Annotated in this window: 10 protein-coding genes; 6 read left to right on the forward strand and 4 right to left on the reverse strand. The window is 74.5% G+C overall.

Features of this window, described 5'->3' with window-relative positions; genetic code table 11:
- Positions 1–8 precede the first annotated feature (8 nt).
- The 6 genes from murJ (at position 9) to trxA (ending at position 8,237) form a co-directional block, all read left to right on the forward strand.
- On the forward strand, positions 9–2,504 hold the full coding sequence (gene murJ, locus ACPC54_RS04115; protein WP_498960953.1) for a murein biosynthesis integral membrane protein MurJ: 2,496 nt from the start codon (positions 9–11) through the stop codon (positions 2,502–2,504).
- A 294-nt stretch (positions 2,505–2,798) separates the two neighbouring features.
- Positions 2,799–4,802 carry a protein kinase family protein gene (locus tag ACPC54_RS04120; protein WP_498960955.1) on the forward strand — a complete coding sequence of 668 codons (2,004 nt, stop codon included), beginning with the start codon at positions 2,799–2,801 and terminating at the stop codon, positions 4,800–4,802.
- 49 nt (positions 4,803–4,851) lie between these two features.
- Complete coding sequence (sigM, locus tag ACPC54_RS04125) at positions 4,852–5,586, forward strand: RNA polymerase sigma factor SigM (protein ID WP_498960957.1); 735 nt, start codon at positions 4,852–4,854, stop codon at positions 5,584–5,586.
- Positions 5,583–6,575 (forward strand): cupin domain-containing protein, encoded by a 993-nt coding sequence (locus ACPC54_RS04130; protein WP_498960959.1) that lies wholly within the window; start codon positions 5,583–5,585, stop codon positions 6,573–6,575. Before sigM ends, ACPC54_RS04130 begins: the two co-directional genes overlap by 4 nt.
- Before the next feature lie 209 nt (positions 6,576–6,784).
- Entirely contained in the window at positions 6,785–7,765 is a 981-nt protein-coding gene (gene trxB, locus ACPC54_RS04135; RefSeq protein WP_498960961.1) for a thioredoxin-disulfide reductase, read from the forward strand.
- A gap of 145 nt (positions 7,766–7,910) precedes the next feature.
- The gene (gene trxA / locus ACPC54_RS04140) at positions 7,911–8,237 is read left to right on the forward strand and encodes a thioredoxin (protein WP_498960963.1); all 327 of its coding nucleotides are present in this window, start codon (positions 7,911–7,913) and stop codon (positions 8,235–8,237) included.
- 115 nt (positions 8,238–8,352) lie between these two features.
- Here the strand turns inward: trxA and ACPC54_RS04145 are convergent, their stop codons facing one another.
- The 4 genes from ACPC54_RS04145 to rsmG form a co-directional block, all read right to left on the reverse strand.
- Entirely contained in the window at positions 8,353–8,970 is a 618-nt protein-coding gene (locus ACPC54_RS04145) for a GNAT family N-acetyltransferase (protein ID WP_498960965.1), read from the reverse strand.
- 166 nt (positions 8,971–9,136) lie between these two features.
- Positions 9,137–10,222, reverse strand: a complete 1,086-nt coding sequence (locus ACPC54_RS04150; RefSeq protein WP_498960967.1) for a ParB/RepB/Spo0J family partition protein — start codon at positions 10,220–10,222, stop codon at positions 9,137–9,139.
- Positions 10,219–11,199: a ParA family protein gene (locus ACPC54_RS04155; protein WP_498960969.1), complete on the reverse strand. Its 981-nt coding sequence runs from the start codon at positions 11,197–11,199 to the stop codon at positions 10,219–10,221. The genes ACPC54_RS04150 and ACPC54_RS04155 overlap by 4 nt, the downstream gene beginning before the upstream one ends.
- Before the next feature lie 325 nt (positions 11,200–11,524).
- The gene (gene rsmG, locus ACPC54_RS04160; protein ID WP_498960971.1) at positions 11,525–12,364 is read right to left on the reverse strand and encodes a 16S rRNA (guanine(527)-N(7))-methyltransferase RsmG; all 840 of its coding nucleotides are present in this window, start codon (positions 12,362–12,364) and stop codon (positions 11,525–11,527) included.
- Positions 12,365–12,405 lie beyond the last annotated feature (41 nt).

Below are 12,405 nucleotides of genomic sequence, written 5' to 3' on the forward strand. Positions count from 1 at the left end.
GAGGTGACATGACCGGGCGCAGCGAGGAGCGGCCGCCGGGCCGCGCCGAGAGCCGGCCGGGCGCCGAGTCGCCCTCCGGCGACTGGTACGTGGCCGACACCTACGCCCAGGACCCGTACGCGGCCGAGGCGTACGGGAGCCCACAGGACGGTCAGGACCCCTACGGCCTGCGGGCCGGCCAGCCGGCCGCGCCGCAGCAGCCGGCCACCGCGTACGACGTGCCGCCGCAGCTGCCCCCGCAGGGCGGCGGCTACCCGACGCCGGTGCCGCCGGCCCCGTACCAGCCCGCGGCCCCGTTCTCGCCCCCGGTGCCGCCGGTGCAGCCCGGCTGGGACGCCCCGGCGCAGCCCGGCTGGCAGCAGGAGCAGGCCCCGGCCGGCGACGGCGGGTGGGGCGGCGTCGAGCAGCCCCGGCAGCAGTGGGAGCCCGGACCGGCGCACTCCGCCTGGGACACCGAGACCACCGAGTACGTCGGGGTGGACGCGCTGTTCGGCGGTCAGCGGGCGGACGCCGCCGGGCAGCCGCCGGCGCCGCAGCCGGCCCCGGTCCAGCCGATGGCCCCGGCGGCCCCGCCCGCCGGACCGGCGCCGTACGCGCCCGGCGCGCCCGCGCCCTTCCCGCCGGTGGGCGGCCACCCGGCGCAGCCGCCGCACGGCGGCCCGAACGGACAGCACCCCTTCGTGCCGCCGATCGAGTTCGACCCGCCGCTCTCCGAGGAGGAGGCCACCATGCAGGTGGCCGCCGTCGCGGTGCCGCCGGCGGTCGAGCCGCTGGCGGACCTCGCGGCCGACCGGCGCGCCGAGCAGCCCGGCGACACCGCCGCGCCCGCCGCCGAGCCGGCCCAGGCCCCGGCCGGCGGCGGCAAGGTCGCCTCGCTGCTGAACTCCAGCGCGATCATGGCGGCCGGCACCCTGGTCTCCCGCGGCACCGGCTTCGTCCGCACCATGGTGATCACCGCCGCCATCGGCGTCGTCACCATGGGCGACTCGTACAACGCCGCCTACACCCTGCCGACGCTGCTGTACATCCTGATCGGCGGCGGCGCGCTGAACGCGGTCTTCGTGCCGCAGCTGGTGCGCAGCATGAAGACCGACGAGGACGGCGGCACCGCCTACGCCAGCCGGCTGCTCACCCTGGTGATGGTCGGCCTCGGCGGCGTGGTGTTCCTGGCGGTGCTCGGCGCCCCGCTGCTGGTGCAGCTCATCTCGCACTCGATGATGGAGAACCCGGCCCGCGCCGACACCACGGTGGCGCTGGCCCGGTACTGCCTGCCGACCATCTTCTTCATGGGCGTCCACGTGGTGATGGGCCAGATCCTCAACGCCCGCGGCCGGTTCGGCGCGATGATGTGGACACCGGTCCTCAACAACATCGTGGTGATCTTCACCTTCGGCGCGTACATCTGGGTCTACGGCGGCTTCGGCGGCACCCAGGTCACCCCGGAGACCATCTCCCCCGAGGGCGTCCGGCTGCTCGGCATCGGCACCCTGCTCGGCCTGGTCGTCCAGTCGCTGGCGATGATCCCGTACCTGCGGGCGGCCGACTTCCGCTTCCGGCCGCGCTTCGACTGGCGCGGCCACGGCCTGGGCAAGGCCGCCCGCCTGGCCAAGTGGACCTTCTTCTTCGTGCTCGCCAACCAGGCCGGCTACCTGGTGATCACCCAGCTGGCCACCTCCGCCGGCAGCGCGGCCGACAAGGCGGGCCACGGCGGTGTCGGCCTCTCCGCCTTCTCCAACGCCCTGCTGATCTGGCAGCTCCCGCAGGCCGTCATCACCGTCTCGATCATGAGCGCGGTGCTCCCCCGGCTCTCCCGGGCGGCGGCCGACGAGGACGCCGGGGCCGTCCGCGACGACCTCTCGTACGGGCTGCGCACCACCGCGGTGGCGGTCGTGCCGGGCGCGTTCCTGTTCCTGGCGCTCGGCCCGGCGATCGGCCGCTCGATCTACGCGGTCGGCGGCAGCACGACGGCCCTGGAGGACGCGACCAACGTCGGTCTGATGCTCTCGGCCTTCGCGCTCGGGCTGATCCCGTACTCGGCGCAGTACGTGATGCTGCGCGGCTTCTACGCCTACGAGGACACCCGGACGCCGTTCTCCAACACCGTGTGGGTGGCCGTCAGCCAGGCCGGCTTCTCGGTGCTGTGCTGGCTGCTGCTGCCCGCTCAGTGGGCGGTGATCGGGATGTCCTTCGGCTACGGCCTGGCCTACGCCGTCGGGGTGACGGTCGCCCTGCCGAAGCTGAAGAAGAAGATCGGCGGCCTGGACAGCAAGCGGATCGGCAAGACCTACAGCCGGCTGGCCGCCGCCTGTGTCCCGGCCGCCGTGGTCGGCCTCGGCGTCAGCCTGGGGATCCAGCAGGTGCTCGGCGGCTGGCCGGGCAGCGTGCTCTCGGTGGCCCTGGGCGGCGGCCTCCAGCTGCTGGTCTTCGTGTTCATCGCGAAGCGCCTGCGGATCGAGGAGCTGAACGCCATGCTGGGCATGGTCCGCGGCCGACTGGGCCGCTGACCGCCGTACCGACCGGCCGGACGAGCGGGCGCCCTTGACCAGGCGTCAACCGGAGCGAACAGCTCCTCCGCTCGTCCGGCCGAGTACTGTGCCACCACCCCCGACCAGGGCGCCGTGACGGCCCGGTGTCGGTTCTGCACCACATCTCTCCACCGGTACGCAACCGAGCGGCCCACTCAGCGGTCGTACCCGGTGGAGAAGAGTGGGCACAATTGTCCTGGAGCACGGGGCACCGCCACGCACGCTCCAGCGACTCTCTCAGGCCGGGGCGACACAAGGGGAGGCAGGACCACGGTGGCTGATGGCACCAAGGCGGTCGTCGACACGTCAGCAGCTGACGAGGCGGCGGACGAGGCCGCACTGGCCGCGGCGATCGACGAACTCGACGAGGGCGGGAAGACCGCCCCGGGCGCCGCCGACGCAGCCTCCCCGGACGACGCCGCGCCCGCCGCCGGGAGCGCCTCGCCGAAGGCCGCGCCGAAGCGCCCCGGCGCGAAGGCCCCCGGGAGCACCGCGGCCGCCGAGCCGGAGGCCGGCGAGGCCGGCGAGGCCGGCACCGGCGAGGAGACCGCGGAGATCACCGCCCCGCTCTCGGCGAAGGAGATCGCCGCCGAGCTGGCCGCCGGCTCCCCCCGGAAGAAGCCCGCCGCCGCACCGGCCGCCGAGCGGCGCCCCACCGACCCGCAGCCCACCGTCGACCCGCGCGACACCGCCACCCTCCCGCGCACCCTCCCCGCCCCGCTGCGGCACAGCGGCGACAAGATCGGCCACCGGTACCGGCTGGAGGAGTGCATCTCCCAGACCGAGACCTTCAGCAGCTGGCGCGCCGTCGACGAGAAGCTGCGCCGGGCCGTGGGCGTCCACCTGATGGCCTCCGGCCACCAGCGGGCCCGCAAGGTGCTCGCCGCCGCCAAGTCCGCCGCCCTGCTCGGCGACCCGCGCTTCGTCCAGGTGCTGGACGCCGTGCAGGAGGGCGAGCTGGTCTACGTCGTCCGGGAGTGGCTGCCGCACGCCTCCGACCTCGCCCGGCTGCTCGCGAACGGCCCGATGGAGCCGCACGAGGCCTACCAGATGGTCCGCCAGGTCACCGACGCGGTGGCCGCCGCCCACCGGCGCGGCCAGGCCCACCTGCGGCTCACCCCGCGCTGCGTGCTGCGCACCGACAGCGGCCAGTACCGGATCAACGGCATCGCGGTGGACGCCGCGCTGCGCGGACTGCCCGCCGACGACACCGCCGAGGACGCCCAGCGCGCCGACACCCGGGCGATCGGCGCCCTGCTGTTCGCCGCGCTCACCCACCGCTGGCCCTACCCCGAGGACCGCTACGACCTCCAGGGCCTGCCCAAGGGCCTGCAGAACGCCGCGCCGGACCAGATCCGCGCCGGCGTCCACAAGGGCCTGTCCGAACTGGCCGCGCGCGCCCTGTTCGACCACCCGCCGCACCACGCCGAGCCGATCATTACCCCGGAGGAGCTCGCCCGGGAGATCGGCCGGATGCCGCGCATCCGCCAGCCCGAGCCGGAGCTGCCCGCCTTCCCGGCCCCGCCCCGGCACAACACCCACGCGCTGCCCACCGCACCCAACCCCACCCGGGTCGCCGACCCGGCGGTCACCCCGCTGCCCGACTCCTCCCGCCCGACCACGACCCGGCGCAGCCGGCGGCGGCTGCGCCGGGTGGTCAAGGCGACGGCCTGGACGGTCGCGCTGGGCGCCATCGGCGTCGCCTCCTGGCAGTTCGTCGACCACCTGCGCAACAACGGGCAGGCGGTCGCCGCCCCGCAGTCCTCGACCGTCAGCACCGCGCCGACCGCCGCCAAGGCCACCGCCCACACCCCGGTCCCGATCCAGCCGAAGGCCGCCCTCTCGTACAACCCGAAGGGCGACTCGGGCGAGTCCGTCTGGGCCCTCCCCAAGGCCATCGACGGCGACCCCAACACCAACTGGCCGACCAAGGGCTACGACGACCAGTTCGCGCCGGGCGGCTACAAGGAGGGCACCGGCCTGCTGATCGACCTCGGCACGCCGCAGGCCGTCAACTCGGTGAGCGTCCAGTTCGTCGGCACCACCACGGCCGAACTGCGGATCCCGAACGCCCAGGCGGCGGACAATCCGCAGAAGGCGCCGCTGGCCTCCTTCCCGGTCGCCGGGGGCGGCAGGAAGAGCGGCAACGGCACCGTGGACTACACCCTCGACAGTCCGACCACCACGCGCTACCTCTTGATCTGGCTGACCACTCTGCCGAAAGATGACGACGGCCAGTTCCGCGGCCACGTCGCCGAGGTCAAGGTCTTCGGCTGACCGCACGGCCCGCGCGGTCCGGCACCGGAACGACAGCAGAGAGTCAGGGGTGACAGTGGCGGACGACGACGCGACGCTGCTCGCCCGGCACGTCGCCGGCGACCCGGAGGCCTTCGGGCTGCTGGTGAACCGGCACCGCGACCGGCTGTGGGCGGTCGCCCTGCGGACCCTCGGCGACCGCGAGGAGGCCGCCGACGCCCTCCAGGACGCCCTGGTCTCCGCCTTCCGCGCCGCCGCCGGGTTCCAGGGCCGCTCGGCGGTCACCACCTGGCTGCACCGGATCGTGGTCAACGCCTGCCTGGACCGCGCACGGCGCGGCGCCACCCGCCGCACCACCCCGCTGGACGACGACCCGCAGCGGCTGGACACCCTGGTCGGCGCGGCCGAGCCGGCCGACTCCCCGGTGGTCCGGGCCGAGGTGCGGCGCGAGCTGACCGCGGCGCTCGCCGAGCTGCCGGCCGAGCAGCGGGCCGCCCTGGTCCTGGTCGACATGCAGGGCTACCCGGTCGCCGAGGCCGCCGAGCTGCTGGGCGTCCCGGTCGGCACCGTGAAGAGCCGCTGCGCCCGCGGCCGGGCCCGGCTGCTGCCGCTGGTGCGACACCTGCGCGAACCCTCGGACGGGCCGGAGCAGACCGCCGCCCGGCGCGGTGGGCGGGATGTTCCACGTGGAACACCGCCGACGCGGCCCGAGGCCCGGGGGAACCCGACCGGCCCCCGCACCGTCACAGGGACAGGCCCGAACACCGGCCGGACGATTCTGGAAGGAGACGCGAGCCCGCGATGAGCGCCCCCCTCTCCTCCCCCGAACCCGCCGGGGCCCACCCCTCGGTCGACGAGCTGGCCGACCTGGCCGAGGGCCTGGTCGAGCCCGCCGCGGCCGTCGAGGCGCTGCACCGGCACCTGGACGGCTGCGCCGAGTGCCGCGAGACCGTCGAGGCGCTGGCCGACGTCCAAGCGCTGCTCGGCGACGTCGACACCCCGCCGATGCCCGCCGACGTCGCCGCCCGGCTGGACGCCGCGCTGACGCAGGCCGCCGCCGAAGCCGCCCCCGAAGCCGCCCCCGCCGAGGCCCGGACGGCCCCCCAGGAGGCGCGCGCCGCCGAAGCCCGGGCCGTCACCCCGGCGCCCCGCCCCGCCCCGCCCCAGACCCCGTCCCCGGCCCCGCTCGCCGCACCGCCGGGCCGGTCGGGCGCGGCAACCGGCCCGGGCCGCCCCCGGCGGCGCCGCCGACTGGGCCTGCTGGTCGGCACGGCCGCCGCGCTGGCCGCCCTCGGCTGGGGCGGAGTCCTGTGGCTCTCCCCCGGCGACACCGACCGCGACAGCTCCGCCGCCTCCGGGTCGGCCGTGGCCGCCGCGCAGAGCCCCCGCTCGTCCGGCGCCGGCACCGCCTACCAGGACGACCGGCTCGCCGCGCAGGTCCAACAGCTGCTGACCCGCTCGGCCCCCGCCCCGGGGCTGCGCCCCGCCGAGCCCGGCCGGTCCGCGGCCGAGCAGCCCACCGACGGCGGCGCCGAACCGCCGGCCCAGGCCTCGCAGAACCCGTCCGTGCCCATCACCCCGGCCCCCCACGTCGCCACCGGGTCGGCCGCCCCGGCAGCCTGCCCCGCACCCGCCGCCGGCACCCCGCTGGCCACCGACCGGGGCACCTACCAGGGCGCCTCGGTGGACGTGCTGGTCTACCCGGTGCCCGGGGACGCGGCGCACGCCGACGTCTTCCTGCGCTCCCCCGGCTGCGGGCCGGTCGTGCTGCACCGGACCGTCCCGGTGCGCTGACGGGAGCTCCCGGCGGTCGGGCGGCGTTCCCCGGCGATCGGCGTTCCCATGCGATCGACGACCAGGGCGGCACGACGCTCCCGAAGTTCGGGCACCTGGTACTGATCCGCCTGGGAATGCGGGACACTGGTCAGTCGTTGTCCCGGGCGGCGGAGCAGGACCGCCCTCCCCGCAGCAAACGCGGGTCGCGATGCGAACCAGGAGATGCAGTGAGCGACGTCCGTAACGTGATCATCATCGGTTCCGGCCCGGCCGGGTACACGGCCGCGCTCTACACGGCCCGTGCCTCCCTCAAGCCGCTGGTGTTCGAGGGGGCCGTCACCGCCGGTGGCGCGCTGATGAACACCACCGAGGTGGAGAACTTCCCGGGCTTCCGGGACGGCATCATGGGCCCCGAGCTGATGGACAACATGCGGGCGCAGGCCGAGAAGTTCGGCGCCGAGCTGGTCCCGGACGACATCGTCGCCGTCGACCTCACCGGTGACGTCAAGACCGTCACCGACTCCGAGGGGAACGTGCACAAGGCCCGCGCCGTGATCGTCACCACCGGCTCGCAGCACCGCAAGCTGAACCTGCCGAACGAGGACAAGCTCTCCGGCCGCGGTGTCTCCTGGTGCGCCACCTGCGACGGCTTCTTCTTCCGCGACCAGGACATCGCGGTGGTCGGCGGCGGTGACACCGCGCTGGAGGAGGCGACCTTCCTCTCCCGCTTCGCCAGGACCGTCACGATCATCCACCGCCGGGACACCCTGCGCGCCTCCAAGGCGATGCAGGAGCGCGCCTTCGCCGACCCGAAGATCCGCTTCGAGTGGAACAGCGCGGTCGAGGCGATCCACGGTGACCCGAAGCTGAGCGGCGTCACCCTGCGCACGGTGTCGAATGACGGGGGCCAGACCGACGAGACCCGCGAGCTCGACGTCACCGGCCTGTTCATCGCGATCGGCCACGACCCGCGCACCGAGCTGTTCAAGGGCCAGCTGGAGCTCGACGAGGAGGGTTACCTCAAGGTCGACGCCCCCTCGACCCGGACCAACATCGAGGGCGTCTTCGCCGCCGGCGACGTCGTGGACCACACCTACCGCCAGGCCATCACCGCCTCCGGCACCGGCTGCTCCGCCGCCCTGGACGCCGAGCGCTACCTCGCCGCGCTGGACGACTTGGAGGCCAAGGCCGCCGTCGTGGCGGTCTGAGCCCCGCACCCCGCGCCTCCCGGGGGTGTTCCACGTGGAACACCCGGAACGCCCCCGGTGCCCCTCCCCCGGCCAGGCAGAAACAGAACGCCCCCGTCCGTTGTTGTCCTGGCAGCACCCCCTCCGTCCTACCCGAGGAGTCCCCGTGGCCGGCGCCACCACCACCGTCACCGACGCGACGTTCACTGCCGATGTCCTGGAGAGCGACAAGCCCGTCCTGGTCGACTTCTGGGCCACCTGGTGCGGCCCGTGCCGCCAGGTCGCCCCGGTCCTGGAGGACATCGCCGCCGAGCACGGCGACAAGCTGACCGTCGTCAAGCTCGACGTGGACGCGAACCAGAAGACCGCCGCCGAGTACAACGTCATCTCGATCCCGACGCTGATCCTCTTCAAGGGCGGCCAGCCGGTGAAGCAGATCACCGGTGCCCGGCCGAAGGCCGCTCTGCTCCGCGAGCTGGACGGCCACTTCTAGGTCCGCCGACCGTCGCCCGTACGGCGGCGGGGCTCCCCCGGTCCGCGGGGAGCCCCGCCGCCGTCGTCGTCTCCGGCCGGTCCCCGTGGCGCGCCCACGGCGGCGCCGGGGCGGCTCAGAACGGCCGTAGGGCCGGTTCCTTGCGCCCGCCGCCGAGCAGCCGCTCCAGCGCCCCTTCCGCACCGCCGCGCCAGGAGAGCGTGGTCCGCGCCTCCAGCCGCAGCCGCGGGTAGCGGTGGTGCGGCCGGACGGTCTTGAAGCCCACCGCGAGCAGGTGGTCGGCCGGCAGCACGCAGCTGGTCGGCACCCGGCCCACCGAGCCGAAGGCCTCGATCGCCCGCACCCCGCGCCCCAGCAGGTCCTTGACCACCGTCTGCACCAGCACCCGGCCCAGCCCCTGCCGCTGGTAGCCGGGCAGCACCCGACTGATCATCAGCTGAACGGCGTCCGGGGAGACCGGGCTGGTCGGGAAGGACTGCGACCGGGGCACGTACGCGGGCGGCGCGTAGAGCACGAACCCGGCCGGCTGGTCGTCCACGTAGGCGATCCGGCCGCACGCGCCCCACTCCAGCAGCACCGCGGAGATCCACCCCTCCTTCTCCGCCTCCGACTTCCCAGACTCCACCGCCGCCCTCCCGCTGACCGGATCCAGCTCCCAGAACACGCAGGAGCGGCAGGTCGACGGCAGGTCCGCGAGGTTGTCCAGCGTCAGCGGAACGACCCGGCGTCCCATACCCCGTGCACCTCCTCCACTGCGCGGCCGAGCCGTTTCAGGATCGAGCCGCTTCACGGTCGAGCATGCCCCCACCAACACCGATGGGTGCATGTTCCACGTGAAACAACCGCTCACGCGCATCATGCACCCATCGGTCACGCCCGGGAGGCGGAGCCGGGCCGGCTCAGCCCTGCGACAGCCGCAGCCCGCCCTCGCCCGGCGCCATGCTGTCCAGGATCCGGTTGAGGTCCTCCACCGAACCGAACTCCAGCACGACCTTGCCCTTGCCCAGCTTGCCGTCGCGCTGCGAGACCTCGACCTTGACCCGGGTGTCGAAGCGGTCCGAGAGCCGGTCGGCCAGCTCGTTGAAGGCCGGGGTGATCAGCTTGCCCGCCTTCGGCGTCTGGCGCTTCGGCTTGGTCTCCGCGCCCATCAGCTTGACGATCTCCTCGGTGGTCCGCACCGAGAGGCCCTCCGCGATGATCCGCTTCGCCAGTTCCTCCTGGCGCTCCGCGTCCGGGAGGCCCGCCAGCGCCTTGGCGTGGCCGGCCGTGAGCGTCCCGGCGGCGATCCGCCGCTGCACGGTCGGGGCGAGCTTCAGCAGCCGCAGGGTGTTGGTGACGTGCGTGCGCGAGCGGCCGATCCGGTCCGCCAGCTCGTCGTGGGTGCAGGAGAAGTCGTGCAGCAGCTGCTCGTAGGCGGCCGCCTCCTCCAGCGCGTTCAGCTCCGCCCGGTGCAGGTTCTCCAGCAGGGCGTCCAGCAGCAGCTTGTCGTCCTCGGTGGCCCGGACGATCGCCGGGATCAGCGTCAGGCCGGCTTCCCGGGAGGCGCGCCAGCGGCGCTCGCCCATGATCAGCTCGAAGCCGTCCGGCCCGGTCTGGCGCACCACGACCGGCTGGAGCAGGCCCACTTCCTTGATCGAGAGGACCAGCTCGGCCAGCTTGTCCTCGTCGAAGACCTCGCGCGGCTGCCGCGGGTTGGGCTTGATCGAGTCCAGCGGCAGCTCGGCGAAGAAGGCGCCGGACACCGGGGCCGCCGACTGGTCGGCCTGCGGCCGCTCGATGGCCCGCTTGCCCGCCGCCGCCCTGGCCGCCACCGTGCCCCGACCGCCCGGCAGCACCGGCACCGAGGCCGGCGACGTCGCTCCGGTCGCCACCACCGAGGTCGGCGCGGGCGCGTCGGCGGGCCGCACCGCCCCGCCGTCAGCCGGGGCGGCGGGACCGATCAACGCCCCGAGTCCTCGTCCCAGACCCCTGCGACCACCACTCACTGCTGACCCTCCGTCGTGCCGTGCCACCGGGGCTCGGTGCCCCGTACCGCTGCCGTTCCGCTGCCGTCCCGCTGCCGGCTCACCACCGGACCGCTCTGGCCCACCGCGCGCAGCGCCAGCTCGCGGGCCGCCTCCAGGTAGGAGAGCGCCCCGGTCGAGCCCGGGTCGTAGGTGAGCACCGTCTGCCCGTAGCTGGGCGCCTCCGAGATGCGCACCGAGCGGGGGATCGCCGTGCTCAGCACCTCGTTCTGGAAGTGGGTCCGGACCTCCTCGGCGACCTGGGCGGCCAGCCTGGTCCGGGCGTCGTACATGGTGAGCAGGATGGTCGAGACGTGCAGCGTGGGGTTGAGGTGCGCGCGCACCAGCTCGACGTTGCGCAGCAGCTGGCCGAGGCCCTCCAGCGCGTAGTACTCGCACTGGATCGGGATCAGCACCTCCTGGCCGGCGACCAGGGCGTTGACCGTCAGCAGGCCCAGCGAGGGCGGGCAGTCGATCAGGACGTAGTCGAGCGGCTGCTCGTAGGCGGCGATGGCGCGCTGCAGCCGGCTCTCCCGGGCCACCATCGAGACCAGCTCGATCTCGGCGCCGGCCAGGTCGATGGTCGCGGGGACGCAGAACAGCCCCTCCACGTCCCGCACCGGCTGGACCACGTCGGCCATCGGCTTGCCCTCGACCAGGACGTCGTAGATGGACGGCACGTCGGCGTGGTGGTCGATGCCGAGGGCCGTGGAGGCGTTGCCCTGCGGGTCGAGGTCGACGACCAGCACCCGCAGTCCGTGCATCGCCAGCGAGGCGGCCATGTTCACGGTGGTGGTGGTCTTGCCGACCCCGCCCTTCTGGTTGGCGACCACCATCACCCGGGTGGCGGCGGGCCGGGGAAGCCCCTCCCCCGCTCGGCCGATCGCCTGAACCGCAGCCTGGGCAGCCCGTGCGATGGGCGTGTCGTCGATCTGGTCGACGGTCTCCGAGTCCTGCATGGGCGCCAGTGTTTCACGTGGAACCGGAGCGGCGACAGTCGCGGCCCGGAAGAGGGCGAGCCCGCGGCTGAGCCGCAAATCGAAACTGTCGGAGAGCAAGGAGCGACGTTTCACGTGAAACACCATGCCCGCTATGTCGGAATTCTGACGTTGCGACACTCCGATGACCTGAGGACACCTCCCAGCCGGAGGCCGGGGGGAAGTCGGCCCGACCGCCACCGGAACGACCGCGGGCGGACGGCCCTCCCGTTCAGGAGGGCCGTCCGCCCGTGGATCGCAGGTGCCCGGCTGCCGTCCCGGCCGAGGCGGCCGGGGTGCCGCGGCTTCAGCGGCTGCGGCGCCGCCCGCCCCGGCCGCCGCTCGCACCGCCCGCCCGGGGGGTGCCGGCGTTGCGCCCGGCCCGGGCCGCCTTGGCCCGCCGGGTCGCCGCCTTCACCCCGCCGGGGCTCTCCCCCGCCTTGACCTGGATCACCCGGGTGGAGGTCTCCAGGGTGCCCTCGCCGACCGAGATGACCGAGGACTCGACCGCGCCGAGCTTGGCCAGGCCGGCCCGGGAGTCGGCCAGCTCCTGCTCGGCGCTGTCGCCCTTGAGCGCCAGCATCTGCCCGTGCGGACGCAGCAGCGGCATGCCCCAGCCGGCCAGCCGGTCCAGCGGCGCCACCGCGCGGGCGGTCACCACGTCCACGGCGAGCTTGCCGATCATCTCCTCGGCGCGGCCGCGCAGCACCGTGACGTTCTCCAGCCCCAGCTCGCGGACGACCTCCTCCAGGAAGGTGGTCCGGCGCAGCAGCGGCTCCAGCAGCGTCACCTGGACGTCCGGACGGGCCAGCGCGACCGGGATACCCGGCAGGCCGGCGCCGGAGCCGACGTCGCAGAGCGTCGCGCCGGTCGGCAGCAGCTCGGCCAGCACCGCGCAGTTGAGCACGTGCCGGTCCCACAGCCGGGGCACCTCGCGCGGTCCGATCAGCCCGCGCTGCACCCCGGCGGTGGCCAGCAGCTCGGTGTAGCGGACGGCGGCGTCGAAGCGGTCGCCGAACACCTCCCGGGCGGCGGCCGGGGCCTCGGCCAGCACGTCCAGCTCGGGCGCCGCGGTGGTCCGCTCCTCGGCGGCCGGGTTCACGTCTTCCGCCCCCGGCCGGCCGGCAGCCGCGTTGTCCGTGTCCATCTCGACCTCTCCGATCCCCGGATCGCCACCGACCCGCTCAT

It is taken from the genome of Kitasatospora sp. NPDC094028, from assembly GCF_049543595.1.
Classification (GTDB): Bacteria; Actinomycetota; Actinomycetes; order Streptomycetales; family Streptomycetaceae; genus Kitasatospora.